This is a genomic window from Nonomuraea sp. CA-141351, assembly GCF_050944675.1.
GTDB lineage: Bacteria > Actinomycetota > Actinomycetes > Streptosporangiales > Streptosporangiaceae > Nonomuraea.
Genome location: NZ_CP191982.1, coordinates 4,521,370 through 4,548,341, shown reverse-complemented (window position 1 = coordinate 4,548,341; position 26,972 = coordinate 4,521,370). Strand labels below are relative to the sequence as shown.

The 26,972-nt window shown below is 70.2% G+C and carries 23 protein-coding genes and 1 riboswitch; of the genes, 13 read left to right on the top strand and 10 right to left on the bottom strand.

Annotated elements, in window-relative coordinates:
* Positions 1–17: 17 nt before the first annotated feature.
* From ACQPWU_RS21505 to ACQPWU_RS21495, 3 genes are all read left to right on the top strand, one after another.
* Positions 18–581, top strand: coding sequence for a TetR/AcrR family transcriptional regulator (locus tag ACQPWU_RS21505; RefSeq protein WP_433442689.1), 564 nt, complete (start codon positions 18–20; stop codon positions 579–581).
* 74 nt (positions 582–655) lie between these two features.
* A complete protein-coding gene (locus tag ACQPWU_RS21500; protein WP_433442687.1) occupies positions 656–1,813 on the top strand; it encodes a thiolase family protein in 1,158 nt (385 codons plus the stop codon).
* Between the two features lie 19 nt (positions 1,814–1,832).
* Entirely contained in the window at positions 1,833–2,534 is a 702-nt protein-coding gene (locus ACQPWU_RS21495; RefSeq protein ID WP_433442686.1) for an SDR family oxidoreductase, read from the top strand.
* A gap of 7 nt (positions 2,535–2,541) precedes the next feature.
* Here ACQPWU_RS21495 and ACQPWU_RS21490 read toward each other — a convergent pair whose 3' ends face one another.
* From ACQPWU_RS21490 to ACQPWU_RS21460, 7 genes are all read right to left on the bottom strand, one after another.
* On the bottom strand, positions 2,542–2,847 hold the full coding sequence (locus ACQPWU_RS21490) for a hypothetical protein (protein WP_433442684.1): 306 nt from the start codon (positions 2,845–2,847) through the stop codon (positions 2,542–2,544).
* Between the two features lie 9 nt (positions 2,848–2,856).
* On the bottom strand, positions 2,857–3,468 hold the full coding sequence (locus ACQPWU_RS21485; RefSeq protein ID WP_433442682.1) for a TetR/AcrR family transcriptional regulator: 612 nt from the start codon (positions 3,466–3,468) through the stop codon (positions 2,857–2,859).
* Positions 3,469–3,499: 31 nt separating this feature from the next.
* Positions 3,500–4,684 (bottom strand): right-handed parallel beta-helix repeat-containing protein, encoded by a 1,185-nt coding sequence (locus ACQPWU_RS21480; protein ID WP_433442680.1) that lies wholly within the window; start codon positions 4,682–4,684, stop codon positions 3,500–3,502.
* Between the two features lie 123 nt (positions 4,685–4,807).
* Positions 4,808–6,598 carry a glycoside hydrolase family 13 protein gene (locus ACQPWU_RS21475; protein ID WP_433442678.1) on the bottom strand — a complete coding sequence of 597 codons (1,791 nt, stop codon included), beginning with the start codon at positions 6,596–6,598 and terminating at the stop codon, positions 4,808–4,810.
* A 6-nt stretch (positions 6,599–6,604) separates the two neighbouring features.
* On the bottom strand, positions 6,605–7,444 hold the full coding sequence (locus ACQPWU_RS21470) for a sugar ABC transporter permease (protein ID WP_433442676.1): 840 nt from the start codon (positions 7,442–7,444) through the stop codon (positions 6,605–6,607).
* On the bottom strand, positions 7,441–9,009 hold the full coding sequence (locus tag ACQPWU_RS21465) for an ABC transporter permease subunit (protein WP_433442674.1): 1,569 nt from the start codon (positions 9,007–9,009) through the stop codon (positions 7,441–7,443). Before ACQPWU_RS21465 ends, ACQPWU_RS21470 begins: the two co-directional genes overlap by 4 nt.
* Positions 9,010–9,011: 2 nt before the next feature.
* Entirely contained in the window at positions 9,012–10,292 is a 1,281-nt protein-coding gene (locus ACQPWU_RS21460; RefSeq protein ID WP_433442672.1) for a sugar ABC transporter substrate-binding protein, read from the bottom strand.
* Between the two features lie 327 nt (positions 10,293–10,619).
* On the opposite strand from ACQPWU_RS21460, the gene ACQPWU_RS21455 reads away from it, so the two are divergent.
* From ACQPWU_RS21455 to ACQPWU_RS21445, 3 genes are all read left to right on the top strand, one after another.
* Entirely contained in the window at positions 10,620–12,113 is a 1,494-nt protein-coding gene (locus ACQPWU_RS21455) for a glycoside hydrolase family 13 protein (RefSeq protein WP_433442670.1), read from the top strand.
* A gap of 67 nt (positions 12,114–12,180) precedes the next feature.
* Positions 12,181–13,524 carry an ATP-binding protein gene (locus tag ACQPWU_RS21450; RefSeq protein ID WP_433442668.1) on the top strand — a complete coding sequence of 448 codons (1,344 nt, stop codon included), beginning with the start codon at positions 12,181–12,183 and terminating at the stop codon, positions 13,522–13,524.
* Between the two features lie 46 nt (positions 13,525–13,570).
* On the top strand, positions 13,571–14,392 hold the full coding sequence (locus tag ACQPWU_RS21445; RefSeq protein WP_433442666.1) for an SAM-dependent methyltransferase: 822 nt from the start codon (positions 13,571–13,573) through the stop codon (positions 14,390–14,392).
* Here ACQPWU_RS21445 and ACQPWU_RS21440 read toward each other — a convergent pair.
* Positions 14,389–15,735, bottom strand: coding sequence for a cation:dicarboxylate symporter family transporter (locus ACQPWU_RS21440; protein WP_433442664.1), 1,347 nt, complete (start codon positions 15,733–15,735; stop codon positions 14,389–14,391). The two genes, ACQPWU_RS21445 and ACQPWU_RS21440, sit on opposite strands and share 4 nt — an antisense overlap.
* Positions 15,736–15,843: 108 nt before the next feature.
* Between ACQPWU_RS21440 and ACQPWU_RS21435 the strand changes: the two genes are divergently transcribed.
* From ACQPWU_RS21435 to ACQPWU_RS21415, 5 genes are all read left to right on the top strand, one after another.
* Positions 15,844–17,337, top strand: coding sequence for a sensor histidine kinase (locus tag ACQPWU_RS21435; RefSeq protein WP_433442662.1), 1,494 nt, complete (start codon positions 15,844–15,846; stop codon positions 17,335–17,337).
* Positions 17,334–18,029 carry a response regulator gene (locus ACQPWU_RS21430; RefSeq protein ID WP_433442660.1) on the top strand — a complete coding sequence of 232 codons (696 nt, stop codon included), beginning with the start codon at positions 17,334–17,336 and terminating at the stop codon, positions 18,027–18,029. The genes ACQPWU_RS21435 and ACQPWU_RS21430 overlap by 4 nt, the downstream gene beginning before the upstream one ends.
* Positions 18,030–18,102: 73 nt before the next feature.
* Positions 18,103–20,139, top strand: a complete 2,037-nt coding sequence (locus ACQPWU_RS21425) for an N-acetylneuraminate synthase family protein (protein WP_433442658.1) — start codon at positions 18,103–18,105, stop codon at positions 20,137–20,139.
* Between the two features lie 28 nt (positions 20,140–20,167).
* A complete protein-coding gene (locus tag ACQPWU_RS21420) occupies positions 20,168–21,151 on the top strand; it encodes a glycosyltransferase family 2 protein (RefSeq protein WP_433442656.1) in 984 nt (327 codons plus the stop codon).
* Positions 21,148–22,383, top strand: coding sequence for a polysialyltransferase family glycosyltransferase (locus tag ACQPWU_RS21415; RefSeq protein WP_433442654.1), 1,236 nt, complete (start codon positions 21,148–21,150; stop codon positions 22,381–22,383). Before ACQPWU_RS21420 ends, ACQPWU_RS21415 begins: the two co-directional genes overlap by 4 nt.
* 320 nt (positions 22,384–22,703) lie before the next feature.
* Here ACQPWU_RS21415 and ACQPWU_RS21410 read toward each other — a convergent pair whose 3' ends face one another.
* Both ACQPWU_RS21410 and ACQPWU_RS21405 read right to left on the bottom strand, forming a co-directional pair.
* Positions 22,704–23,867: a DUF6716 putative glycosyltransferase gene (locus ACQPWU_RS21410; protein WP_433445261.1), complete on the bottom strand. Its 1,164-nt coding sequence runs from the start codon at positions 23,865–23,867 to the stop codon at positions 22,704–22,706.
* A gap of 2 nt (positions 23,868–23,869) precedes the next feature.
* Entirely contained in the window at positions 23,870–24,814 is a 945-nt protein-coding gene (locus ACQPWU_RS21405) for a hypothetical protein (protein WP_433442652.1), read from the bottom strand.
* Between the two features lie 98 nt (positions 24,815–24,912).
* On the opposite strand from ACQPWU_RS21405, the gene ACQPWU_RS21400 reads away from it, so the two are divergent.
* Together ACQPWU_RS21400 and ACQPWU_RS21395 are read left to right on the top strand one after the other, a co-directional pair.
* Positions 24,913–25,734: an aldo/keto reductase gene (locus ACQPWU_RS21400; protein ID WP_433442650.1), complete on the top strand. Its 822-nt coding sequence runs from the start codon at positions 24,913–24,915 to the stop codon at positions 25,732–25,734.
* 19 nt (positions 25,735–25,753) lie between these two features.
* Positions 25,754–26,707, top strand: a complete 954-nt coding sequence (locus ACQPWU_RS21395; protein WP_433442648.1) for a Gfo/Idh/MocA family protein — start codon at positions 25,754–25,756, stop codon at positions 26,705–26,707.
* 116 nt (positions 26,708–26,823) lie between these two features.
* Positions 26,824–26,961: riboswitch (cyclic di-AMP (ydaO/yuaA leader) on the top strand.
* The last annotated feature ends 11 nt before the right edge of the window (positions 26,962–26,972 follow it).

The window sequence follows — 26,972 nt, the reverse complement described above, 5'->3', positions numbered from 1 at the left end:
ACGCTACCATACGGTGTATGGCGGTGAGCGCGCGCAGGGGTACGCCCCTGACTCTCGAAGAGATCGGCTCCACGGCGGTACGCCTGATAGACGAGGGCGGAGTGGAGGGGTTGTCCATGCGCAAGCTGGCGGCCGAGCTGGACGTCAACCCCATGTCGCTCTACCACCACGTGGAGAACAAGGAGGCACTGCTCAGGCTGGTCTGCGCCACCGCGGCCGAGCGCATGTACATGCCGCCGGACGACGGCGCCTCCTGGCAGGACCAGCTCAAGGCGCTCGCGCTGGCCTACCACCGGCACGCCCGAGAGCATCCGGCCTTGTGGGGATATGTGCACACCCATCCGCAGCTCGTCTCCGACCATCGGCTGGTGATCTGGCAGACGCTCTATCGCATCCTGCGGCTGGCGGGGGTGCCGGAGCCGGAGCTGCGGCGGACGAGCGAGATCCTGAACGCGTTCGTCGCGGGCTTCATCGTGGCCGAGACCCAGGGACACATGTCGGACGACCCCGAAGAGATCGACCGCGACTTCGAAACGGCCGTCCATCTGATCATCAACGGCGTGGTGAGTTTCTCCGGCTGATCAGAGGTGCGTTGGAAAACCCAACTCGCTCGCGCTAGGGTGGGTTCAGTTTTCCAACTCACAAGGAGGGCGCGATGCGTGACGCGGTCATCGTGCAGGCCGTACGCACTCCGATCGGCAAGGGCAAGGCGGGCGGCGGACTGAGCGGGATCCACCCGGTGGACCTGCTGGCCCACACTCTGCGCGCCCTGATCGAGCGCAGCGGCGTGGACCCGTCGCTGGTGGACGACGTGATCGGCGGCTGCGTCGACCAGGTGGGCGAGCAGGCCATGAACACCACGCGCAACGCCTGGTTGGCGGCCGGCTTCCCGGAGTCGGTGCCCGCGGTCACGGTGGACCGGCAGTGCGGCTCGTCCCAGCAGGCTGTGCACTTCGCCGCGCAGGGGGTCATGGCGGGCGCGTACGACCTGGTGGTGGCGTGCGGCGTGGAGTCGATGAGCCGTGTGCCGATGTGGTCGAACGTGCCTCCCGGCGCCGACCCGTTCGGCCCGGCTATGGCCGCGCGCTTCCCCGAGGGCCTGGTGCCGCAGGGCATCAGCGCCGAGCTGATCGCCGCCAAGTGGTCGCTCAGCCGCGAGCAGCTCGACGCGTTCTCCGCGGACTCGCACCGCAAGGCCGCCGCGGCCTCCTTCGCCGGCGAGCTCGCTCCCATCGCCGGGCTCGACCGGGACGAGTCCGTACGCCCGAGCACGACGCCGGAGATCCTGGCCGGCCTCAAGCCCGCCTTCGCGGACCCGGGCTACGCCGAGCGCTTCCCGCAGATCGACTGGTCGGTCACCGCGGGCAACACCAGCCCGATCAACGACGGGGCGGCTGCCGTGCTGATCGCCGGCTCGGAGACGGCGGCCCGCCTGGGCCTGCGTCCTCTGGCCCGCCTGCACAGCTTCGCCGTCGCGGGCGCGGACCCGATCCTCATGCTCACGGCCATCGTCCCCGCCACGGAGAAGGTGCTGCGCCGCGCGGGGCTGAGTCTCGCCGACATCGACCTGTTCGAGGTCAACGAGGCGTTCGCGAGCGTCGTGCTGGCCTGGCTGCAGGAGACCGGCGCCGACCCGGCCAAGGTCAACGTCAAGGGCGGCGCCATCGCGCTCGGCCACCCGCTGGGCGCGAGCGGCGCCCGCATCGCCACGACGCTGGTGCACGCGATGCGCGAGCGCGGCGCCCGCTACGCCCTGCAGACCATGTGCGAGGCCGGCGGCCTGGCCAACGCTCTGATTCTCGAACGCCTCTAACGACAACCAAAGGAACAAGATGAAGATCTCCGGCAGCGTCGCCCTCGTCACCGGCGCCAACCGCGGCCTGGGCGCCGCCTTCGCCCGGGCCCTCCTGGACCGGGGCGCCCGCACGGTCTACGCGGCCGCCAGGAACCCCGCCACGATCACCGGCGAGGGCCTCACCCCGCTCCAGCTCGACGTGACGGATCCGGCCGCCGTCTCGGCCGCGGCGGACCGCTGCGCCGACGTGGACCTGCTGATCAACAACGCCGGCATCTCCCGCTCGGGCACCGCCGACCTGGACTCGGCCCGCGCCGAGATGGAGACCAACTATTTCGGCACCCTCTCCATGAGCCGCGCCTTCGCCCCCGTCCTGGCCCGCAACGGCGGCGGCGCGCTGGTGAACGTGCTGTCGGTGCTGTCGCTCGTGACGTTCCCGCAGGTGAGCACGTACGCCGCGTCGAAGGCGGCGGCGTGGTCGCTGACCAACGCCCTGCGGGTGGAGCTCAAGGAGCAGGGCACCCTTGTCGTGGGCGTGCACGCGGGTTACATCGACACGGACATGGCCGCCCGCGTCACCGGCCCGAAGATCTCCCCGGAGGAGGTCGTCGCCCAGGCGCTCGACGCCGTGGAGGCCGGGGCGTACGAGGTCCTGGCCGACACGATCAGCCGCGAGACCCGGGCCGCGCTCTCGGGCGAGCTCGACCTCCTCTACCCGGCGCTGGCCACTCGCGGCTGAGCCCGGCTCAGCCGGCGCTCGCCTCCCACACGGCCTCGAACGCCGGCTCCGTGATCTCGGTCAGCTCCCAGACCTCCAGCGGCTGGTCGGCGAGGAAGCCGTGCTCGTCCTGGAGGTGGCGCCACCAGTAGCGGCGGGCGGCCCGGTCGGTGCCCACCAGCACCTGCCTGATCGCCCACTGCTCGCGGCCGTCGCCCTCGACGCTCTCGAACAGCCAGGCACGCCCGTCGTCGTCAGCCATGTGCCAGTAGCGGCGGGGAGCGTCGGACTCGGTGAGCTGCCTCACCAGCGGCTGGCGAAGATCTGGAAGCACCCGCCTACTCTAGAACGAGCGCAGCCCCCGCAGGGCGATCTCGACGCTGCGGTCCATCGACTCCACGATCCCCTCCTCCGACTGGCCGAGCTCCCGCGCGGCGCCGCCCGCGGACTGGACCGCGCCCATGAACATGCCGACCACCGCCGCGGCGCTGATCGGGTCGAGCTTGTCGGGGAAGGCCTTCAGCAGCTGCCCGGCCAGCTCGCGCTGCATCTCGAACAGCAGGTGCAGGGCCCTGGCCTGAACGGCGGGCACGGTCATGACGACCTGCTCGTAGACCTTCGTCAGCTCGCGGTCGCCGGCCATCGGGCCCATGGTCAGGTAGTGGGCGATGACCTGCTTGTAGGCCTTGAGCAGCACCTCGGCGACGCCGTCCTCCGGCGCCCGCCCGGCGACCACGTCGGCCGACAGCTCCATGTACTGCTCGGCCTGGGCGAGCAGTACGTCTTCCTTGGTCGGGAAGTAGTTGAAGAACGTCTTGGTGGCGACGTCGGCCGTGGCGGCGATCTGCGCGACGGTCGTCTGCTCGTATCCCTGCTCGGCGAACAGCCGAAGCGCCGTACTGACGAGCAGCTGCCTGGTCTGGCGTTTCTTGCGCTCGCGCCGCGTCTCCTCCATACACTGACTATATCTTTATATGGAGTGCATCTCAGTGCTGGTAGGCCCCGGCGTCCGGCGTGCCGGACAGGGGCTTGCCGGTGATGTCCTTGCCGAGGGCCTTTCCGCCGTACCACTTGGGGGTGAGGGTCAGGCCGCGGCCGAGCGCCGGGGAGCCGGGGCGCAGGCGGAGGTCGGTCCGGGAGACGAACTTCGGGTCGGCCATGACCGACTTCGGCCCGAGCTTGAAGCGGGCCACGAGCCCCTTGTACACGCTGCCGCCGTCGTCGGCCCCCTTGCCGTCCTCCCAGCCGGCCTCCCCGCCCACCACGATCACGTTGTTGCGCAGCTTCAGGATCGACGGGGCGCAGCCGTCGTGGCACGACCAGCCGATGGTGTTCCTGGCCGGCAGGTAGACCGAGTTGTGCACGGCGACCGTGCCCTTGACGGGGCCGACGACGTGGTGGGGGCCGCGGGTGATGAGGAAGGAGCCGCGGCCGCGGGAGGAGGTCACGACGTTGAAGGCGAACACGTTGCCGGTGGCGGTCTTGCCCTTCTGGGCGCCGAGCTCGGTGAAGGTCTCGTTGTTCCTGGCGGTGTTGTAGGTGACGAGGTTGCGGTCGCCGTTGAAGATCTCGACGGCGGACCCGTCGGTGACGTAGTCCATGCTCTTGGCGAAGCTGCCGGTGATGGTGTTGCCGGTCACGAGGTTGTCGTCGCCCTGGAGGAGCACGCCGAAGGCGCCGGAGTCGTTGTCGCCGCCCTCGTCGTTGACGCTCATCCGGTTGTTGTCGGTCAGGACGCTGTCGCGGATGGTGTTGCGCGAGCCGGACGGCGTGACGAAGATGCCGGCGATGTTGTGGTCGGCGTGCACGCCGGCCAGCTCGTTGTGGTCGCCGCCGACCTGGAAGCCGGCCCAGCGGCAGCCGGAGGCGCGCAGGCCGCTGATGCGCCAGTGGCTGCCGGTGACCAGGACGCAGTCGTCGTCCATGCCGCTGATCTTGGCGAGCGGGCCGCGACCGTACGCCTGGATGACGATGGGCCGGGCCGCGGTGCCGTCGGCCGCCAGCCGGAGCGGGCCGGTGAAGGAGCTGCCGCGCTTGAAGCTGACGGCGTCGCCCGGCTTGAGGTCGGCGGAGTTGACCTTGTCGAGCGACTTCCACGGCGCGGTGGCACTGGTGCCCGCCGAGTCGTCATTGCCTGCCTTGGAGTCCACGTAGTACGTGGTGCCGGCCATCGCGTGAGCGGGGACCGGGAAAGATAACGCGGGCAGGACCACGGCCACGACGGCTATGGGCAGCAACCTCATTGTGCACACCACGATCGGGTTGGAGCTGGGGGGAAGCCAACGGTAGCGTGATCAACGCCTGAGGCGCCAGATACGGAGCGAGGGTCCTTCTCCGGGCAGCACGTCGCCGTCCTCGGCGTTGTAGACGCCGGACGCCTGGACGCCGAGGCGGAGCGGAGCGCCAGGTGCCCGCCGCACGCACACCAGGATCGACTCCTCGTACGTCTCACGCGCGAAGACCAGGCAGTCGGCGTCGGCGTGCAGCCAGCGCAGGCCGCCGTGGCGCAGCGCGGGCTCGGCGCGGCGCAGCCCGAGCAGCTCCCGGTAGGCCGCCAGCGTCGGGAGGTCCTGGTCCGCGGGCCGGTTCCAGGGCATCGGGGTGCGGGAGTGCTCGCCGTTCACACCGGTCAGGCCGAACTCGCTGCCCGCGAACACCATCGGCGTGCCCGGCAGCGTGGCCTGCAGCCCGAGCGCGAGCAGGTGGCGCTCGCGCGAGCCGGTGACGGTGCGGATGCGCGGCGAGTCGTGCGAGTCGAGCAGCTGCCAGGAGTGCACGAGCGTGCGCCATGACAGGTGCGACGCGAACGACCTGAACGTGGCGAGCGTGGCCAGCCCGTCGCGCGCCGGCACCCCGCCCGGCACGCCGAGGAAGTGGTCCAGGTCCAGCTCGGACCCGCGCAGCCAGGTCCAGACGGGACGGGTGAAGCCGCCGTAGTTCATGGTGCCCTGCCAGCCGTCGCGGTCGAGGTCGGGCGAAGCGTCGTGGTTGTGCTCGGCGATGAACGCGGCCTCGGGGCCGAGCTCGGCCCGCAGCATGGCGGCGACCTCGTGGTTGTGGTCGTCGGCGGCGCGCCTGCCGGTCATGTTGGCCACGTCCACGCGCCAACCGTCGAGCGGCCCCAGCCATTTCTTCAGCACCGCGCGCATGCTGGAGCGGACGAGCTCGCTGCCCCAGTTGAGCTTGGGCAGCGTCTTGACGCCCCACCAGGACTCGTAGTCGCCGGTGTCGGGGTCGAAGTAGAACATCTCGCGTTCAGCCGCGTTCACGTCGGACACGGCCGCGGTGAACCATTCGTGCGTGTCGCCGCAGTGGTTGGTGGTGATGTCGCCGAGCAGCCGCATGCCGCGGGCGTGCAGCGCTCCCGACAGCCGGCGCAGGGCCTCGTCGCCGCCGAGCAGCGGGTCGATGTGCTCGAACGTGGAGGCGTCGTAGCGGTGGTTGGAGCGGGCGGGGAAGATCGGCGTCAGGTAGACGGTGTCGGCGCCGAGGCCCTGGATGTGGTCGAGCCGCTGGACGATGCCGTCGAGGTCGCCGCCGTAGAACTGCTCGGAGGTGCCGGGGCCGCTGGGGATGACCGGGTCGCGGTCCCAGTCACGCGGCAGCGCCCAGTCGGGCAGGTCGCGCGAGCCTGCCGGGAGGGGCCTGGAGCGGTCGAACCGGTCGGGGAAGATCTGGTAGACGATCGCGTCCGACATCCACGAGGGCGGCGCCTGGTGGCACACGAGACGGAAGTCGCTCGCGTCGGTCACGTCGTGCGTGACGAGCCCGGCCGCGGTCAGCCACGCCTGGCCGCCCTCCCTGTGGAGCAGGAAGCGGTACGGCGTGACGGGGTTGACCGCGGTGATCTCGGCCCGCCACCAGACGTCCGTGCCGCCGTATCCGCCGACATCCCGCCGCGACGGGTCCGGCGCCGCCTCGGCGTAGCGCGGCTCGCCGTCGTGCACGGTACGTACGTGCACGCCGGTGACCCCCGCGGCCAGCGGCGCCCGCAACCACAGCGTCACCCGCGAGCCCACGGCGGGCTGCTGGTCGGAGACGTACAGAGCTGAGCCGTCGTGATGCGGCTCCCCGATGAAGCGCAATGAGACCTATCCCTTGACAGCCCCGGCGGTGAGCCCGGAGACGATGTACTTCTGCAACCAGAGGAACACACCCACCGTGGGAATGGCGGTAAGCAACGTGGCCGCGGCGAACATGCCGAAGTTCGCGTTGCGGTGGTCGCCGGCGATCATGCCGTACATGCCGACGGCGAGGGTCTTGCTCTCGGGGTCGCGCAGGAACACGTTCGCCATGAGGAACTCGCTCATCGTGCCGATGAACGCCAGCAGCGCCGTGACGGCGAGGATCGGCGTGACCAGCGGCATGATGACCCGCCAGAAGATCTGCGCGTGCGTGGCGCCGTCCACGGTGGCCGCCTCGTCCAGCTCCTTCGGCACGGTGTCGAGGAAGCCCTTCATCAGCCAGGTGTTCACGCCGAGCGCGCCGCCGAGGTAGAGCAGCATGAGGCCCCACACGGTGTTGAACCCGAAGGCCGGATACAGCTCGGTCACCCTGGTGAAGATCATGAAGATCGTCACGATGGCCAGGAACTGCGGGAACATCTGGATGAGCAGCAGCGCCAGCAGCCCCACCCGGCGGCCCGCGAAACGCATGCGGCTGAAGGCGTACGCGGCGAACATCGACAGCAGCAGGCTCGCGAACGAGGCCACCAGCGCGATGAACACGGAGTTGAAGAACCACCGGCCGAACGGGTAGCTGTCGGAGCTCAGCAGGTTGGCGAAGTTGCTCAGGCTGGCCCCGGTCGGCAGCAACTCGGTGGAGGCCAGCGTGCCCATGGGGTTGATCGCGGCCGAGACCACGAACAGGATCGGGAAGAGCGCGAAGGCGCACACGACCAGCACGAAGACATGTCTGAGGGCGAGCTTCACGCGTAGACCTCCTCCTGCTTGCGGGTGCGGCGGAACGCCACGGCCGAGATGACGGCCACGATCGTGAAGATGAACACCGAGATCGCCGCCGCGAAGCCGAACTGCGCGCCGCCCGCCCCGAACGCCAGCCTGAACGTGTAGGTGATCAGCAGGTCGGTGCCGCCCACCTGCGGGTTCTCCGCCGGGAACGGCCCGCCCTCGGTGGTGAGCGCGATCGCGTTGAAGTTGTTGAAGTTGTAGGCGAACGACGAGATCAGCAGCGGCGTGAGCGCGACCAGCAGCAGCGGCAGCGTCACCCGCCGGAACGCCTTCCACGGCGTGGCCCCGTCGATGGCCGCCGCCTCGGTCAGCTCGCGCGGGATGGCCTGCAGCGCGCCGGTGGTGACCAGGAACATGTACGGGAAGCCGAGCCACAGGTTGACCAGGATCACGCCGAGCCTGGCGGTGCCCGGCTCGCCCAGCCAGTCGATGTTGGCCCCGAGGAGCTGGTTGATCAGGCCGAAGTCACGGTTGAACATGTCGCGCCACACCAGCAGCATGGCGAAGGCGGGCATCGCGTACGGCAGGATCAGCGCGATCCGGTAGAACCGGGTGCCGCGCATCCGCGGATGGTGCAGCGCCAGCGCGACCGACATGCCGATCGCGAACGTGCCGAGCACGGAGGCCAGCGCGAAGACCAGGTTCCAGCCCAGCACCCCGGCGAAATATCCCGAAATAGTGGGGTTCGTCAGCACGCGAGCGAAGTTGTCGAACCCGACTCCGACCTGCCAGCCCTGCGCCAGGTGCTCGCCCTTGGCGTTGACGAAGTACCCCTGCCCCTCGTCGGCCTTCCACGTGTCGCCGTTGCCACGCACGCAGTCGCAGGCGGCGTCGTACACGAGCGCCGCCTTGCCCTCGACGGCCCGGCTGAGCCCGTTCGCCTTGATCACGCCGTCGCCGGTGGGCACGGCCAGCGCGGAGATGTCCTGGCCGCGGGCAGCGGCCTCGGGCGTCTTGAGCACGGTCAGCCCGGGCGCGCTCAGCACCTTGCCGGTGACGCCGACCTGGGCGCCCGCCAGCGGCGACAGCCCCTTGGAGTCGCCCAAGCGCACCTGCTTGGTCTTCGGGTCGACCAGCAGGAACACCAGCTGGTCGCCGCGCAGCGCGGCGGTCAGGGCGTACTCGGGCGAGCCGGGGGCCTGCCGTACGGAGCCGGTCTCGATGGCGGTGATGGCGGCGGCCTTGTCGCCGCGGTGCCCGTCGCCGAAGTTCGTGAACGCGGTGGTGACCGTGTAGACGACCGGGAACACCTGGAACGCGATGAGGAAGACGGTGCCGGGGACCAGGTACTTGGCCGGGATGAAGCGGCGGGTCAGGTAGAGGTAGGCGATGGCCGCGCCGGCCGCGCACAGCAGCGCCAGCGAGACCCATGACCCGGTGGCGACCAGCGGCGGCACGGCGTAGAGCAGGATCGCGGCGGCCACGGCGAGCACCGCGATCCTGCTCACCACGAACGCCGTGGTGATCTCCCGGCGGGGCCGTGGAGACGGCTCGGTCTCCACGGCCTCGCGCACGTCGAGCGCCATGATCAGTGCTTGAGCGAGCCGTCGATGGCCTTCTGCGCGGCCTCGGCGGCCTTGGCCGCGTCGCCGCCCTTGACGACGGCGTTCTCGGCGATGCCGAACGGCTCCCAGATCGCCGCCATCTCAGGGATGGCCGGCATCGGCATGCCGTCCTTGCCGGCGTCCATGAACTTGACGGCGTCCGGGTCGCTCGCCTGGACCTCCTGGAGGGCGGCGGTCAGCGCCGGGGGCCGCGGGTCGGCCTCGTACAGCGCCTTGGCGACGTCCTTGTTGGTCACGTAGTTGGCCACGAACTCCTGGGCCAGCGCCTTGTTCTTGCCCTTGGAAGCCACGAAGAACGTCTGCACGCCGACGAACGGGGTGGCGGGCTTGCCGCCCTTGAACGCCGGGACGGCCGTGATGTCGTACGTGACGCCGCCCTTCTTGACCTCGCTCATCGCCCACGGGCCGGAGATCAGGTAGGCGCACTTGCCGCCGGCGAAGTTCACGATGTAGTTCTCGTTCGTGATCGAGGTGCGCAGCGCGCCGTCGCCCTTCTCGCCCAGCTCCTTGAGCTTGCCGAACGCCTTGACCGAATCCGGCGAGCCGACCAGCACCTGCTTGGCGTCGGGGTCGCCGGTGGGGGTGGCGCCGAACAGCGCGCCGCCCGCGGAGGCGAAGAGCGGGTAGACGTGGAAGGCGTCGCCCTTCTGGCCGACGGGGATGCAGAGCACCTCCTTGACCTTGCCGGCCGCCTTGAGCTCCTTGCCCTTGGCGATCATGTCCTCGATCGTGGCGGGCGCCTCGGGGGCGAGCTTGGTGTTGCGGATCAGCGCGATGTTCTCCACCGCGTACGGGGCGCCGTAGATCTGCCCGTTGAACGTCACGGCCTGGATCGCCTTGGCCGAGAAGGCGGCCTTCTGCTCGTCGGTCAGCGTGACCGGGTCGATGGCGCCGTTCTGCACGAGGTTGCCGATCCAGTCGTGCGCGCCGATCATGATGTCGGGGCCGCTGCCCTGCTGGGAGGCGGTGAGGAAGGTCTGCTGGTTGTCCTTGCTGATCTCCTTCACCTCGACCGTGACGCCGTTCTCGGCGCCGAACTGGTCGGCGAAGGGCTTGAGCGGCTTGACCCGGCTGGGGTCGGCCCAGATCACGAGCGTGCCGCCGCTCTTCGCCGCCGAGGTGGAGGCGGACGCACTGGGTGCCGCCGAAGAAGCCGACTGGGAGGCCGGCTGGGAATCGCCGCACGCCGTCGCGGCGAATGCGAGAGCCGCGAGAGCGGCCACACCCAGAGCCCGCATACGCATGAGATCTCCTGAGGTCACGGAGGAACGGCGGCGCCGCGCCAGCGCCGCCGCCGGAAGAAAGCTCTAACGTTTCCGGGACGTTAGCGGCACTTTGCAAGAATTGGAAGAACTTGCGAAAGAGCGTTACGTGATCCTCACCGAACACCGGCGAAAGCGGCCCTCAGCCCCACACCCTTCGCCCTTTTCGGGAGACCTCAGCCGGAGTACGGGCGGGTCGAAGGTGATGTGTGCAACTTTCCGCAAGTTGCGCTTGACCCTGGCCAAACGATCGCGACATCCTTCACCACAACATCAGCGGACATCTCGGGCATCCGGGGAAGGACAGCCATGCTCGGCAACGACGACTGGTGGCGTGACGCCGTCGTGTACCAGGTCTACCCGCGCAGCTTCGCCGACGCCGACGGCGACGGCATGGGAGACCTCGCAGGCGTGCGCGACCGCCTCGGCTACCTCGCCGACCTGGGCGTGGACGCCATCTGGCTGAGCCCCTTCTACACCTCCCCCATGGCCGACGGCGGCTACGACGTGGCCGACTACCGGGACGTGGACCCCATGTTCGGCACGCTCGCCGACTTCGACACGCTCATCGCCGACGCCCACGAGAAGGGCATCAGGGTCATCGTGGACCTGGTGCCCAACCACTCCTCCGACCAGCACCCGTGGTTCAAGGCGGGGCTGCGCGACCGTTACATCTTCCGCGACCAGCCCAACGACTGGGAGTCGATCTTCGGGGGGCCCGCGTGGACGCAGGTCGAGGACGGGCAGTGGTACCTGCACCTGTTCGCGCCCGAGCAGCCCGACCTCAACTGGGACAACCCTGACGTGCGCGCCGAGTTCCGCGACGTCCTGCGCTTCTGGCTCGACCGGGGCGTGGACGGCTTCAGGATCGACGTGGCGCACGGCATGGTCAAGGCCGAGGGACTGCCCGACGTGGGGCCGAAGGAGGGCCGCCAGGCCGAGATGCTCGGTGACGAGCAGCTGCCCTACTTCGACCAGGACGGCGTGCACGAGATCTACCGCGAGTGGCGGCCCATCCTGGACTCCTACCCGGGCGGCCGGATGGCGGTGGCCGAGGCGTGGGTGTCCTCCCCTGAGCGGCTGGCCCGCTACGTCGGGACCGACGAGCTGCACCAGGCGTTCAACTTCGAGTTCATGATGGCCGACTTCCACGCCAAGTCGTTCCGTACGGTCATCGAGAAGTCGCTCAAGGAGGCCGAGCTGGTCGGCGCGCCCACCACGTGGGTGCTGTCCAACCACGACAAGCCCCGCCACGTCACCCGCCACGGCGGCCTGGCCCGGGCCAGGGCGGCCACGCTGCTCATGCTGGCCCTGCCCGGCTCGGCCTACCTCTACAACGGCGAGGAGCTGGGCCTGCCCGAGGTGCTCGACCTGCCGGACGAGCTGCGCCAGGACCCGGCGTTCCGGCGCACCGGCGAGAGCCGCGACGGCTGCCGGGTGCCGATCCCGTGGACGGCCTCCGGCGACTTCGGCTGGCGCAACCCGTGGCTGCCGATCCCCGGCTCCTGGGGGCCGCTGTCGGCCGAGGCCCAGGAGGACGACCCCGGCTCCACCCTGAACCTCTACCGGGCCGCGCTCAGGCTCCGCAAGGAGCACCCGGCGCTCGGCGGCGGCACACTGACCTGGCTCGACTCCCCCAAGGACGTGCTGGCCATCGAGCGTGATCCGGGGCTGGTCGTGGTGCTCAACACGGGCGAGGAGCCGGTCCGCCTCGACCTGGGCGGCGAGATTCTGCTGTCCAGCGGCCCTCTGCCCGACGACGGAACCATCCCGCCGGACACCACGATTTGGGTCCAGCGCTGACACGGGTTGGTGGAATCTTTCCATTAACGCGGCATATGCCGGTAATCACGCTCGGTAACCTGCCAGGGTGGCACCCTGGTGGGCCCGATCCCTGCGGGGACGCGTAACCCTCATCGCGACGGCCGTAGCCGCCCTCGTGCTGATCCCGGCGGCCGTGGGCGGGGTGATCGTGACCCGATCCCTGATGTCGGCCAGCGTGTTCCGCGACACCAGGGACACGGCCGAGCGGATCGCGTACGAGATGCGTGGCGGTGCCCTGCCCATGGGGGCCGCCATCCCGGTGCCGAACCCGTCGGTCCCCCTGATCCAGGTGGTCGGACCCGACGGGCAGATCCTCGCCAGCAGCGACGCGGCCAGGAATCTGCCGCCGCTCAGTGACATCCGCCCCACCGCCGAGAACCGGCTGGTCAACATGACGAACTGCCTGCCGACCCAGTGCATCCACCTCACGGCCGTCAGGGTGAGCATGTTCTCCGACTCCCCCGTCGTCTACGCCGGCCGCAGCACGCCCGACCTGCTCACCAGCCGCACGCTGGAAGTGGTCGTGTTCACCCAGGTCGGGATCCTGATCGCGCTGGCGTCGTGGGCCACCTGGCTGGTCACGGGGCGGGCGTTGCGGCCGGTGGCGACCATGCGGGCCGAACTGGACGCCGTACACGCGGGCGACCTGAGCCGCCGGGTCACCCAGCCACCGGGGCAGGACGAGGTGGCCCTGCTCGCCAAGTCCGTCAACGGCACGCTGGCCCGGCTGGAACGTTCCGCCCAGCAGCAGCGCCAGTTCGCCTCCGACGCCTCGCACGAGCTGCGCACCCCGATCGCCGGGCTGCGCGCCCAGCTCGAGAGCGCCCAGCTCTACCCGGAGGACACCGACATCGAGGCGCTGGTGGAGAGCTCGCTGCGCGACACCGACCGCCTGGAGGCGATCATCACCGACCTGCTGCTGCTGGCCAGGATCGGCTCCCGGGTGGACGTGGTCAAGGAGCGGGTGGACCTCGCCGAACTGGTGCTCCAGGAACTCGCCGTGCGCTGCGACAAGGTGCCCGTGCACGTGGACCTGGACGAGGGGGTCGTGGTCGAGGGCGTACGGCTCCAGCTGGCCAGGGTCCTGACGAACCTGCTGGACAACGCCCAGCGGCACGCCGAGCACAAAGTCCGGGTCCAGGTCTCCAAGGAAGGGGACGACACGGCGGTCCTGGCGGTCGAGAACGACGGCATGGAGATCGCCGTGGAGGACCGCGAGCGCATCTTCGAGCGCTTCACCCGCCTGGACGCCGCCCGAAGCCGCGACGCCGGCGGCACGGGGCTGGGCCTGGCCATCGCGCGGGACATCGCGATGGCCCACCGCGGCACGATCACCGTCGAGGACTACAAGGGCGGCGCGAGATTCGTCCTGAGACTTCCCGCCGTTTGACCGATTCTCGTAGATTTCCGGTGCTCATGTCATAGATCATGGTGCCATGAAGGAACAAGCGCCGCAGGGCGTCGACCCTCACATCCCTAACGCGGCGCGCATGTACGACTACTTCCTGGGCGGAAAGGACAACTTCCAGGCCGACCGGGATCTGGCCGACCGGGTGCTCAGCTTTCTTCCGGAGACCCGCGACGGCACCAGGGAGAATCGCGCGCTCATCGGCCGGTTCGTGCGTTACCTGTGCGAGCAGGGCATCACCCAGTTCCTCGATCTCGGTTCCGGCCTGCCTGCGCAGGAGAACGTGCACGAGGTCGCCCTCAGGCACGCCCCGGACGCCCGCGTGGTGTACGTGGACAACGACCCCGTGGTGGCCACGCACGGCAGGGCGCTGCTGGCCGACCCCGAGCGGGTGGCCATGGTGCTGGGCGACGTGCGCCGGCCGAAGGAGATCCTGTCGAGCCCGGAGGTGCGCACGCTGCTGGACTTCGACCGTCCGGTGGCCGTGCTGATGATGTTCATCCTGCACCTGATCCGCGACGAGGACGACCCGCACGGGTTCGTGGCCGCCTACCGCGACGCCCTCGCCCCGGGCAGCTATCTGGCCATCTCCCACGTGGGCAGCGACTCCCACACCTCTGTGACCGACCGGGTGAGCCAGTTCTACGAGGCGGCCAACATGCCGTTCAGGCCGCGGCCCGGCGAGGAGATCTCCGCCTTCTTCGGTGACTTCGAGTTCATCCCGCCGGGCTATCTGGCCAACGGTGTGGGGCCGGAGCTCGGGTGGCCGTACCTCGAGCCCGGCGCCCCGGTCTTCCTGGACCCGGACCTGGCCCTGCTGGGCTACGCGGGCATCGCCCGCAAGCCCTAGACCTTCGACAGCTCCCTGTCGCCCGGCTCGCCCGGCTCCGGCGGCTCTTCGCCCTCGTCCTCGTCCTCGTCCAGCAGCGTCGCCTCGTCGAAGGGCAGCTGCCCCGCCAGCACCCGGTCGGCGCGCTCCCGGTCGAACTCGCCGGTCCAGGTGCCGACGAGCACGGTGGCGACGGCGTTACCGGCGAAGTTGGTCAGCGCCCTGGCCTCGGACATGAACCGGTCGATGCCCACGATGAGGCCGACGCCGTCGACCAGCGCCGGTCGGTGCGCCTGCAGCCCGGCGGCCAGCGTGGCCAGCCCGGCCCCGGTCACGCCCGCGGCGCCCTTGGAGGCGATCATCATGAACAGCAGCAGTGCGAGCTGCTCGCCGAACTGCAGCGGCGCACCGGTGGCCTCGGCGATGAACAGCGTGGCCATGGTCAGGTAGATGGCGGTGCCGTCGAGGTTGAAGGAGTAGCCGGTCGGCACGGTGATGCCGGCCACGGTCTTGCTGACTCCCATGTGCTCCATCTTGGCGATGAGGCGGGGCAGAGCCGTCTCCGAGGACGAGGTGGACAGGATCAGCAGGAACTCGCGGCCCAGGTAGCTCAGCAGCGACCACAGGTTGATCCGGGCGACCAGCCACAGGATCGTGCCGAGCACGACGCCGACGAACAGCAGGCAGGTCACGTAGAAGGCGACCATGATGATCGCCAGGCTCTTGAGCGCCTCGAGCCCTGTCTCGCCCACCACGGCGGCCATCGCGCCGAACGCGCCGACGGGCGCGGCCCACATGACCATGGCGAGGATGCGGAACACCAGCCGCTGGAAGTGCTCGATGCCGCGCAGGATCGGCGTGCCCTTGTCGCCCATGGCCTGGAGCGCGAACCCGGTCAGCAGCGCGACGAGCAGCGCCTGCAGGACCGAGCCGCCGGTGAGCGCCGACACCAGCGTCTTCGGGATGATGCCGAGCAGGAAGTCGACCGTGGTGGCCTCGCCGCCCTTGGCCGCCTGTGCCTCCGCGGCCTGCCTGGCGGCGTCGCTGAGGTGCAGCCCCGAGCCGGGGTCGATGACGTTGCCGACCAGCAGGCCGATGAGCAGGGCTACCGTGGACATGACGATGAAGTAACCGAGCGCGAGACCGCCGACCTTGCCGACCTTGGCCGCCTGGCGTACCGAGCCGATGCCGAGCACGATCGTGCAGAAGATGATCGGCCCGATCACCATCTGGATGAGCGCCACGAAACCGGTGCCCAGCGGTTTCAGCTCCTTGCCCACGTCCGGCCAGACGAATCCGACCAGGATCCCTAGCAGGACGGCGCCGATGACGGCGAGGTACAGGTACCGAGTGCGATCACGCATGGGGGGTTCTCCAGCGGTGATGGAATTTCCTTCTAGTTTTTCGAGTATGACGCTCACAGTGACGTAGGTCACCATTGAGTAAGTTTCGTTCACAGGAGAGGTGTCAAGATGCGGCGATGGAGCCTGGCGGGGCAGATGTTGGTCCTGCAGCTGCTCGTGGTCGCCGTCACGGTGGCGGGCCTCGCGGTGCTCGCGCTCGTGCAGGCGCGTGAGCTGCTCACCGACGAGGCGAGCAGCAAGGCCAGGGCCGTCGCGGTGAGCGTGGCGGCCTCGCCCAGCGTGCTGGACGCCCTCGACGACCCGAACCCGTCCGCGCGGCTGCAGCCGTACGCCGAGCAGGTACGCCACCAGACGGGCATCGACTTCATCACCATCATGAAACCGGACGGCACCCGCTACACCCACCCGATCCCCGCCGAGATCGGCAAGCGTTACCTCGGCCACATCGAGCGGGCGCTGGCGGGCGAGACGTTCACCGAGACCTACACCGGCACGCTCGGTGAGTCCAGGCGGGTGGTGACCCCTGTCATGTCGGACGGCCGGGTGCGGGCGCTGGTCAGCGCGGGCATCACGATCGAGAAGATCAGCGCCAAGGTGCGCGACCAGCTCGCCTGGGGCGGGCTCGTCGTCGCGCTCGCGCTCTCGCTGGGTGCGGCAGCCACCTGGCTGGTGACCGCGCGGCTGCGCCGCCAGACGCACGGCCTGGGCCCGGTGGAGCTCGGCCGCATCCACGACCACCACGACGCGGTCCTGCACACCGTCAGGGAGGGCCTGCTGCTGGTGGGCAAGGACGGCACGCTGACGCTGTGCAACGACGCCGCCCGTCACCTGCTCGGCCTGCCTGCCGACGCCGAGGGGCGGCACGTGGACGAGCTGGGCCTTTCCGAGGTGCTGGCCGACGACGAGGAGCGCATCCACCTGGTCGGCGAACGGGTGCTGGCGGTCAACAGCGCCGCCAGCAGGCTCGGCACCGTGGTGACCCTGCGCGACCACACCGAGCTGCAGGCGCTGACCGGGCAGCTCGACGCCGAGCGCGGCTTCGCCGACTCGCTGCGCTCGGCCGCCCACGAGGCCGCCAACCGGCTCCACACTGTCATCACGCTGGTGGAGCTGGGCCGTACCGAGCAGGCGGTGGCCCTGGGCACGGCGGAGCTGCGGGCCGCCCAAGAGCTCACCGACCGGGTGGTCGGCGCGGTCCGCGAGCCGGTCCTGGCGGCGCTGCTGCTGGGAAAGAGCGCCGAGGCGGCCGAACGCGGCGTCGAGCTGGTGATCAGCCAGGACAGCGAGCTGGACGACCTGGGCCTCGACCCGCGCGAGCTGGTCACGATCGTGGGCAACCTGATCGACAACGCCGTCGACGCGGCCTCCCGGGTGGAGGTGCACCTGTACTCCGACCGGGAAGACGTCATGATCAGGGTGGGCGACAACGGTCCCGGGCTGTCCGACCCGCAGGCCTTCGACAAGGGCTGGACCACCAAGGGCGACGGGCACGGGCTCGGGCTGGCCCTGGTGGGGCAGTCGGTCCGGCGTATGGGCGGCACCATCGCCGTGGAGGGCTCGGTGTTCACCGTGCGGCTGCCCGTGCCGGAGCGTGTGCGATGACGATCTCGGCGCGGGACCCGGGCGCGAGGATCTCCGTGCTCGTGGTCGAGGACGAGGAGATCACGGCGGAGGCCAACCGCATCTACGTCGAGCGGATTCCGGGCTTCGAGGTGGCCGGGGTGGTCAGGACCGGCGGCGAGGCGCTGCGCTTCCTGCGCGGGAAGCCGGTGGACCTCGTCCTGCTCGACCTGTACCTGCCGGACATGCACGGGCTGGAGGTGTGCAGGGCGATCCGCGCGGGCGGGCTCATGTGCGACGTGATCGCCGTCACCTCCGCCCGCGACCTGGCCATGGTCCGTTCGGCGGTGTCGCTCGGCATCTCCCAGTACCTGCTCAAGCCGTTCACCTACGCGACACTCGTCGAAAAGCTCACGCGTTATGCCAAGTTCAAGGAGGAGGCGGGCGTCGCCGTCGGGCAGAGCGACGTGGACCGCGTGCTGGGCACCCTGCGGGGCAGCTCCGAGCTGCCCAAGGGCATGGCGCGGGACACGCTCGACACGGTCGCGGCGAAGCTGCGGGCAAGCCCCGAGGGCATGGCGGCGCAGGCTGTGGCCGACGCGATCGGAGTGTCCCGTGTGACGGCCCGCCGCTACCTGGAATACCTGGTGGAGCTGGGTGTGGCGGCCCGCATCCCGCAGTACGGCGGGGTGGGCCGGCCAGAGTTGCTCTACCGGATCCCCATGGAAAGTTAATGATGGTGACGCTAGCCGTTCAATCCAGGCCTCTAGCTTCTGGGTGCAGTCCATTGCACTGAGGAGATATACCTTGCGAGTCCTGGCCGTAGTTCCCGCCCGCGGAGGTTCGGCGGGCGTACCCCTGAAGAACCTCGCCCTGGTCGGAGGCGTTCCCCTGGTCACCCGCGCGGTGCGGGCCTGCCGGCGGGCCGAACTGGTCGACCAGGTCGTGGTCAGCACCGACCACGCGGGGATCGCCGAGACCGCCAGGCAGGCGGGGGCGGTCGTCGTGGAGCGGCCCGAGGAGCTGAGCGGCGCGACCGCCTCCAGCGAGTCGGCGGTCCTGCACGCGCTCGACGCCATCGGCGAAGACCCCGAAGTGGTCGTGCTGGTGCAGTGCACGAGCGCGTTCATCGACCCCGAGGACCTGTCGGACGCGGTGCGCAAGGTGCTCGACGGCGAGGCCGACTCGGTGGTGTCCGGGCTGCCGACGCACGAGTTCCTGTGGACGGCCAACGGGGCCGGGATCAACCACGACCCGGCCGTCAGGCAGCGCAGGCAGGACCGCGAGCCCGAGTTCCGCGAGAACGGCGCCTTCTACGTCATGCGCACCTCCGGCCTGCGCGAGCACGGCCACCGCTTCTTCGGCGAGGTCGCCGTCCAGCCGGTGCCGCAGCGGCACGGCATCGAGATCGACAACCCGGAGGACCTGGAGCTCGTGCGCGCGCTCGCCCCGTTCATCGACCAGCCCGAGCCGATCGACGTGGACGCCGTCATCACCGACTTCGACGGCGTGCACACCGACGACCGCGCCTACGTCGACTCCGACGGCCGCGAGATGGTGCTGGTCAGCCGCTCGGACGGGATGGGCGTCTCGCTCCTGAAGCGGTCCGGGGTGAAGGTGCTGGTCATGTCCACCGAGCACAACCCCGTGGTGGCCGCCCGGGCCCGCAAGCTGGGCGTTCCCGTGCTGCAGGGCCTGGCCGACAAGCGCACCGTGCTGCGCGACTGGCTCAAGATCGAGGGCCTCGACCCGGCTCGCGTGGCCTACGTCGGCAACGACGTCAACGACCTGGGCCCGATGTCCGAGGTCGGCTGGCCCATCGCCACCCCCGACGCCCACCCGCGCGTGCGCGCCGCCGCCAGGATCGTGCTGACCAAGCCGGGCGGGTCCGGCGCCGTACGCGAGCTGTGCGACCGCGTCGTGGCCGCCCGCCCCGAGCCGCCCGCCGTCGAGGTCCGCACCCGGCCCAGCCTCGGCCCCGTCGCGATCGGCGACGTGCTGGTCGGCAACGGCGAGCCCGTGTACATGATCGGCGAGATCGGCATCAACCACAACGGCGACATCGACATCGCCCGCCGCCTCATCGACGTGGCGGCCGAGGCCGGCTGCCAGGCGGTCAAGTTCCAGAAGCGCACTCCCGCGATCTGCGTGCCCGAGGAGCAGAAGGGCCAGATCAGGCAGACGCCGTGGGGCGAGATGACCTACCTGGAGTACAAGGAGCGCACGGAGTTCGGCTTCGACGAGTACCGGCAGATCGCGAAATACTGCGACGAGCGCGGCCTGCACTGGTTCGCCTCGCCGTGGGACGTACCCTCCGTGGAGTTCCTGGAGGAGATGGACGTCCTGACGCACAAGGTGGCCTCGGCCAGCATCGCCGACCACGAGCTGCTGCGGGCCCTGGCCGCCACCGGCAAGCCGATCATCCTGTCCACCGGCATGTCCACGCTGTCGGAGATCGACGCGGCCGTCGAGATCCTCGGCACCGACAAGCTGATCATGATGCACGCGACGTCCACGTACCCGCTGCCGCCGGAAGAGGCGAACCTGCGCACGATCACCACGCTCAGGGAGCGGTACGGCGTGCCCGTCGGCTACTCCGGCCACGAGCGCGGCCTGCAGATCTCGCTGGCCGCGGTCACGCTCGGCGCGGTCTGCGTGGAGCGGCACATCACGCTCGACCGCACCATGTGGGGCTCCGACCACGCCGCCTCGCTGGAGCCGTCCGGCCTCGAGCACCTGGTACGCGACATCCGCATCATCGAGCAGGCCATGGGCGACGGCGTCAAGCGCGTCTTCCCCGGCGAGGAGGCTCCCAAGGCCCGCCTGCGCCGGGTGACCGTCTGACCTCGTTCGCACTCTGGAGAAACAACCCTTGATCACACTCTCGGTCGTCGTGCCGGTGCGGGACGGTGAGCGCTTCATCGCCGACGCGCTCACCTCTCTCAGCCGCAATGCCCGGCACGACTTCGAGTTCATCGTCGTGGACGACGGCTCCGTGGACGCCACCGGGGCCATCGTCGAGGACTTCGCCCGCGACCTGCCCGGGCTGTCCGTGCTGCGCAACCCCGCGCCCGTGGGGCTGGCCGACGCCCGCAACACGGGACTGTCGGCCGCCTCCGGCCGGTACGTGACGTTCATGGACGGCGACGACTGGCTCGCCCCCGGCTACCTGACGCAGCTCGTCGAGGCGATCGACGGGCTCGGCTGCGACTTCGTCCGCGCCGACCACGTGCAGGTGGAGGGCCGCAAACGGGTCGTGCACCGTGCCCCGCTGGCGCGGAGGGGCGCGGTGCTCGACCCACGGGAGGCGATCCTGCCGGAGAACGTGCGGACCATGGTCGACTACCCGTACGCCTGGGCCGGGATCTACCGGCGCTCCCTGCGCGACCTGCTGCACTTCCCCGGCTCCCTGCACACCGCCGAGGACCGGCCGTGGATCTGGCGCCTGCACAGGGAAGCCGCCACGTTCGCGGTGGTGTCCCTGGCCGGCCTGTTCTACCGGCGCATGGTGTCCGGATCGCTGACGCAGGTGGGCGACGAGCGCCAGCTGCACTTCTTCGACGCGTTCGACCTGGTCTTCAAGGACCTGGAGCCGGAGTTCCTGCCCAAGGCGGTACGGAACTTCTGCGCCCTGCTCGCCCACCACCTGGAGATCGCCGACCGGTTCACGCCGGCGCTGCGGGCCCGCTTCGAGGAGCGCGGCGCGCACATGGTGCGCGCGCTGCCCGCCGAGCTGGTGTCCGAATCGGTGGCGCGGATGTCCGCCGAACGCGAGGCCACGCTGCGGGCCCTGGTGCCCGACCTGCCGCCCAGTCCGCACATCCGGGTCCGCCGCGACCGGGAGGAGACGTCGTGAAGGTCTTCTACGCCTCGACGCTGTTCGGTGCGATGTCGCTGGCCGCCGCCATCGACGACGGCCGCTTCGGTGACGGGCGCCGCGTCCTCGTCGTGTCCAACAATGCGGCCATCCCCGAGGTTTCCACGCCGCTCGACAAGACGCCCGGCTTCGCCGTGCTGCGCTCGCGCTTCGACGAGGTGCACTCGTGGAACGAGCTCATCGCGCCGCTCCACCCCTCCGACTGGAAGGCCCGCGTCATCGAGGTGCCCATGATGGAGCGCCTCATCCGCTCCCACTGGGCGCTGGACGGGGTGGAGCAGCTGGTGCTGGAGTCGATCGCCGTGCCTCCGGCCCGGACGATCGCAGGGCTGGTGCGCGACTGCCCGATCACCGTCTACTCCGACGGGCTGATGAGCTACGGCCCGACCCGCGACCCGATGCCCGCCGAGATCTTCCGCCGCATCGAGCGGCTGCTCCACCTGGACCTGGTGCCGGGGCTGGTGCCGCTGCTGCTCAGCGAGTACGGCGTCACGCCGTCGATCCTGCCGGACGAGCGGTTCCTGTCGATCGTGGACGAGGTCACCGCCACCGCGCCCGACATGATGCACGGGCGGGCGATGATCCTCGGCCAGTACCTGTCGGCACTGGAGATCGTCACGCCGGAGGAGGAGGCGGCCCTGCACGAGACGATGCTGCGTGCCCTGGCCGCCCGCGGTCACACCGACGTCGTCTTCAAGCCGCACCCGGCCGCCGGGCGGCGGCACGCCCAGCTCCTGCGGGCCGCGGCCGAGCCCCTGGGCGTGCGGCTGTCGGTGGCCCCCGAGAGCGTGCCCGCCGAGGTGTGCTTCGCCGCGCTGCGCCCGGAACTCGTCGTGGGGTGCTTCTCCACGGGGCTGCTGACGGCGCAGCGCTACTTCGGGCTGCCCGTCGCCTCGTACGGCACGGACCTGGTGCTGGACCGGCTGGCTCCCTACGAGAACAGCAACCGGATCCCGGTCACCATCGTGGACGCGCTGCTGCCCCGTCTGTCGGCCGACGGGGCCATCACGCCCCCGCCGGTGGTGGATCTGCGCGGGCTGGTGCGGGCCGTGGGCTACTGCATGCAGGCCGAGACGTACCCGGAGCTGCGGCCCGCGAGCGTCGACTTCGACGCGCGTTACTTCAAGCGCAAGCGCCTGGAGACCCTTGGCTTCGTGGCCAAGCCGACCGCGCTCACCCGGCTCCGCAGGAAGATCCGCTCCGCGATCTGACTCGCGACCCCGGCCGGTGGGATGGCCACTCGCGCCGGCACGGCCGCCGTCCCTACAGGGACCTCGACCCGGGACGACGGGCCGGCTGCCTCCCACCGTCCGGGGTTTGCGGTCCTTTTGAGGGAGAGCTCCCGTCACTCCACCCTCCCTCAAAAGGGAACTCAACCCGCGACAACAGGCTGGCTGCTCTCCCACCGTCCGGGGCTGCGGTCCTTCGGAGCGGGAGGGGGAAGGACGGCCGGGGCCGCGCCGGCCCCGGTGCTGGGGCCGGGGCGGTCAATCGCCGAGGCCACCCCGACCGCGGGGCCGGGGTTGGGTGGTCAGCCGAGGGCCTTGAGGTATCGCCGCATCCGGCGCTTGGCCCGGTAGCCGGCCCGCAGCATCGAGGGGTGCACCTCCACCCGGAGCCGGGCCCGGCGCCGGGCCGCCGCGTGCTCGGGCCCGTCCAGCAGCGAGGCCGCGGGGACCCGCGGCCCGCCCGTCACCAGCCCCGTCAGCAGCCGAGCCCAGTCGTTGCGCTCCGCAGGGTGGAAGTAGTTGGCCGCGCACCACTCGGCCGAGGCAAGCCGGAAGTCGCCCTTGGCCAGGTCGTCGAGCGTGCCCAGCAGCCCGCTGCCCTCGAACACCAGGTTGATCATCTCGGCGCTCACGCCGAAGTCGCTCAGCACCAGCGACGGCACGCCCAGCGCGATCGCCTCCAGCGCCGCCGTCGAGCTCACCGTGACGAACCCGGCCGCCCGCTCGAGCTGATCGTGCATCGAGCCCGCTTGGAAGGAGAGCCGCCCCGGCTCCCCCATCTCCCGCCACAGCCGCTGGTAGTGGTAACGCTCGTTGTGGGTCTGCCGCTCGTCCTCCAGCGCGCGCAGCTTGACGACCACGTCCAGGTCGGGGCGGAGCCGGGCCAGCTCGGCCAGCCCCAGCAGGATGCGCTCCCGCTCCTCCCGCCCGCGCGGCACCTTGGCCTGGGTGGCGAACACGATCCGGTTCCCGCCTCCGGCGACCGTCTCAGAGCGCAGGAACGGCAGCCTCGCCAGGCCCACCGCCCCTCCCCCGCCGAGCCTGGCGGCGATCTCGGAGAACTCGGCCACCTCCCGCTCGCTGTGCACCACGAACAGGTCGCACCCGCTGCGGAACAACCACGCCTTCTCCGTCGCGGGCACCGAGATGCCCGGCAGTCCGCTGACGAACACCGGCCGCGGCCGCAGCCCCGCGAACACCTCGGCCACCAGCACGTCCACGACCGGCCCCGTGCAGGCCACCAGCACCACGTCCGGCTGCGTACGCTCGGCCAGCCGCCGCACGGACCGGGCCGACAGCACCGGCGGCGGCTCCACGCCGCCGCCCACGGCGGCGGCGATCTGCTCAGGCGAAGGCGTGATAGGTGTACGCACCACCACCAGCTCCGCCGCACCTCCCCCGGGCAGGTCGCCTAGCAGGCAGGCCGCCCACTTCAGGTACGAGTCGGAGTCGGCGACCGCCAACACTTTCAACCGGACACTCCCGTCAGATGCGAACGAAGGGCGGGGGCCGCCCTGCTGGTCCACCAGTCCTCGGGGACCTCCACGGGCTCGACGGCGACACCGCGCGGGCTGAGCAGCACCCGCAGCGAGGTGATCGCGGTCGAGGGGAGGCTGAGCACGCGCTGGCTCGCGTCCAGGCCGCGCAGCGTCAGTTCGGCGGGCGCACCGGCGTCGTGGACCGTGATCCCCGGGCGTTCCCGGATCAGCGCGACGTCGACGGGGTCCTCGCGGCGGTGCGGGTAGTACGCCAGCGGCTCGCGCGCGGCCAGGTCGGTCAGCCAGCGCAGGTAGTGGTCGCGGTGCACCAGGCCGTTCCTGACGAGCGAGGTGCCGAGGACGACCGTGCGCTCCGCCGGCCCTTCGGCGCTGGGCGGCTGGGCCCGCAGCCAGGCGAACTGGTGGCGTACCAGATCGATCCCGGCCCGACGTACCGCGTCTTCCAGGGACTTGTCGACGGGCAGGGCGGTGAAGACCGACACGTCGCTCAGGCGCAGCCGCAGCGCGGCCGCCAGGCCCAGCGCGGCGCGCAGCTTGGTCGGCTGGGCCCTGGCCCGCAGCAGCGGCCGGTACGGCCCCGCGGCCAGCAGCTCGAGCAGCCGGAGAGTGGCCAGACCGTCGTCCACGATCACGATGCGGCCCGGACGCGAGGTGAGCCAGCGCAGCTGCACCCTGCCGGAGAAGGCGTCGCCGACGGCCTGCACGCGTCTGGGCATGCGTTCGCGCGGGTCGGCGAGCTCCAGTCCGTCGGGTAGCCCGAGAGACCTCAGCTCCCGGCGCGTGGCCTTCAGCGGCCGAAGACCCGAGCGCGGCACGACGACCGTCTTGGGACCGAGCAAGCCTGCGTGGTGGGCCTCGACGGCGCACAGCATCTGGAGCGGAGACTCCACCCAGGCCGACGCCTGTTCGACCACTCCTGCTCCTCCCAGCCGGGTGATGGCCCGTTCACGACCGCTTCAAGCTAGCCCCGCCGCCTTAAGCCCTCAGAAACGCGACGTGAACAATGGAGGCTATGAACTCTCTCTTGCTCAACGCCGACGGCGTGCACATCCCGCAGCTCGGCTACGGCGTCTGGCAGGTCGCCGCCGACGAGGCCGCGCAGGCCGTCACGACCGCGCTGAAGGCCGGCTACCGGCACGTCGACACCGCCGCCGCGTACGGCAACGAGGAGGGCGTGGGCCAGGCCGTGCGGGAATCGGAGCTGCCGCGCCGGAAGGTGTTCGTCACCACCAAGCTGTGGAACGCCGACCACGGACGCGCCGAGGCGGCCTTCGAGGAGTGCCTGGCCCGGCTCGGCCTCGACTACATCGACCTTTTCCTCATCCACTGGCCGGTGCCGCAGCAGGACAAGTACGTGCAGGCGTGGAAGGCGATGGAAAAGATCTACCGTGATGGGCGGGCGAAGGCCATCGGCACCTCCAACTTCACGATCGACACCCTGACCCGGCTGATGAACGAGACCGACATCGTGCCGTCGATCAACCAGATCGAGCTCCACCCGTACCTGCAGCAGCGCGAAATGCGCGCCTTCCACGAGGCCAACGGCATCCTCACCGAGGCCTGGAGCCCGCTCGGCCAGGGCCAGGGGCTGCTCGACGACCCCGCGCTGGCCGTGCTGTCCGGCAAGTACGGCAAGACGCCCGCGCAGATCGTGCTCCGCTGGCACCTGCAGCTCGGCAACGTCGTCATCCCCAAATCCGTGACCCCGTCGCGGATCGCCGAGAACATCGACGTGTTCGACTTCATCCTCGACCCCGAGGACATGGCCGCCATCGGCGCGCTGAACAGGGGCCGGCGTTTCGGTCCCGATCCCGACACGTTCGACATGATGTGATTCGTCTACGATCTCCCGTGTGCGGGATTTTGCGTGGGGCATTGCGGCGACAGGCGGTATCGCGCGGACTGTGGGAGCGGCCATCGTGGCCGAGCCGGGGATGCGGGTGGCCGCCGTCGGGTCCAGGAACTTAGGACGGGCGCAGGCCCTGGCCTCCACTTTGGGCGCGGAGTCGGCGTACGGCTCCTATGAGCAGATGTGCGCCGATCCGGCCGTGGACGCCGTCTATGTCGCGACGCCGCACGCCCAGCATCTGCAGGTGGCGGAGGCCGCCATCGCCGCGGGCAAGGCCGTGCTGTGCGAGAAGCCGCTGGCCGCCACCGTGGACGACGCGGAGAAGATGGTACGGCTGGCGCGCGAGGCAGGCGTGTTCCTCATGGAAGCCATGTGGATGCGCTTCAACCCCCTCATCCAGAAGATCGCGGCCGACGAGCGCTTCGGCGACATCCGCTCCGTGCAGGCCTCATTCGGCTTCGCCAAGCCCTACGATCCGGCGCACCGGCTGTGGGCGCCGGAGCTGGGCGGCGGGGCCCTGCTCGACCTCGGGATCTACCCGTTCGGCCTGGCTCAGCTGCTCCTCGGCATGCCCTCTGACCTGCGGATCACCGGCTCCCTGGCCCCCAACGGCGTGGACGCGGAGGCGGCCGGGGTCTTGCTCTACCCCGACGGCAGGCGGGCTCTCGTAGAGACCTCGTTGCTCGGGAATTACCCGAACCATGCCTGTGTTGTAGGTACTCAGATGCGGGCGGACGTCCAGGCGCCGTTCTGGGCCCCGCAGCGGATTTTACTTTCCGGGCGCTCCATGGAGCCGGAGGAGCATGTGCTCGATCCGGCGGACAACGGATACGCCGGAGAGCTCCGCGAAGTCCGCGCCGCGACGGCCGAAGGCAGGACCGAAAGCTCGGTCATGCCGCTTGATGAGTCCCTTGCCATGATGGGGCTCCTGGCCGCGGCTCGCAGGCAGCTCGCCTAGCTGGGTCGTTACAGATTTGTAGCCTCTTGCCTTATGCATTACATTTGAGGCATTCTTGAGACATTCGTCCGGTTTGTCCGGCGATGTCCGACCATCGCGACACACATCACAGGACCGTCCTGTGACCGCTGAATCCGCCTCCGGGCGGAACCGGGGACCCAAGTCCCATGGGGTGAATCGGCACTTCGGTGCCGTAGGGCAGCTTCCACGCCCGAATCCGTCAGCTAACCCGGTAAGCGGCATGGAAGCAAGGAGTAACCCCCTC

Coding starts and splice junctions, on each gene's coding strand:
- ACQPWU_RS21455 (WP_433442670.1), top strand. CDS start 10,620: ATGCTCGGCAACGACGACTGGTGGCGTGACGCCGTCGTGTACCAGGTC.
- ACQPWU_RS21480 (WP_433442680.1), bottom strand. CDS start 4,684: ATGGCCGGCACCACGTACTACGTGGACTCCAAGGCAGGCAATGACGAC.
- ACQPWU_RS21435 (WP_433442662.1), top strand. CDS start 15,844: ATGCGGCGATGGAGCCTGGCGGGGCAGATGTTGGTCCTGCAGCTGCTC.
- ACQPWU_RS21500 (WP_433442687.1), top strand. CDS start 656: ATGCGTGACGCGGTCATCGTGCAGGCCGTACGCACTCCGATCGGCAAG.
- ACQPWU_RS21440 (WP_433442664.1), bottom strand. CDS start 15,735: ATGCGTGATCGCACTCGGTACCTGTACCTCGCCGTCATCGGCGCCGTC.
- ACQPWU_RS21400 (WP_433442650.1), top strand. CDS start 24,913: ATGAACTCTCTCTTGCTCAACGCCGACGGCGTGCACATCCCGCAGCTC.
- ACQPWU_RS21445 (WP_433442666.1), top strand. CDS start 13,571: ATGAAGGAACAAGCGCCGCAGGGCGTCGACCCTCACATCCCTAACGCG.
- ACQPWU_RS21430 (WP_433442660.1), top strand. CDS start 17,334: ATGACGATCTCGGCGCGGGACCCGGGCGCGAGGATCTCCGTGCTCGTG.
- ACQPWU_RS21460 (WP_433442672.1), bottom strand. CDS start 10,292: ATGCGTATGCGGGCTCTGGGTGTGGCCGCTCTCGCGGCTCTCGCATTC.
- ACQPWU_RS21465 (WP_433442674.1), bottom strand. CDS start 9,009: ATGGCGCTCGACGTGCGCGAGGCCGTGGAGACCGAGCCGTCTCCACGG.
- ACQPWU_RS21485 (WP_433442682.1), bottom strand. CDS start 3,468: ATGGAGGAGACGCGGCGCGAGCGCAAGAAACGCCAGACCAGGCAGCTG.
- ACQPWU_RS21495 (WP_433442686.1), top strand. CDS start 1,833: ATGAAGATCTCCGGCAGCGTCGCCCTCGTCACCGGCGCCAACCGCGGC.
- ACQPWU_RS21505 (WP_433442689.1), top strand. CDS start 18: ATGGCGGTGAGCGCGCGCAGGGGTACGCCCCTGACTCTCGAAGAGATC.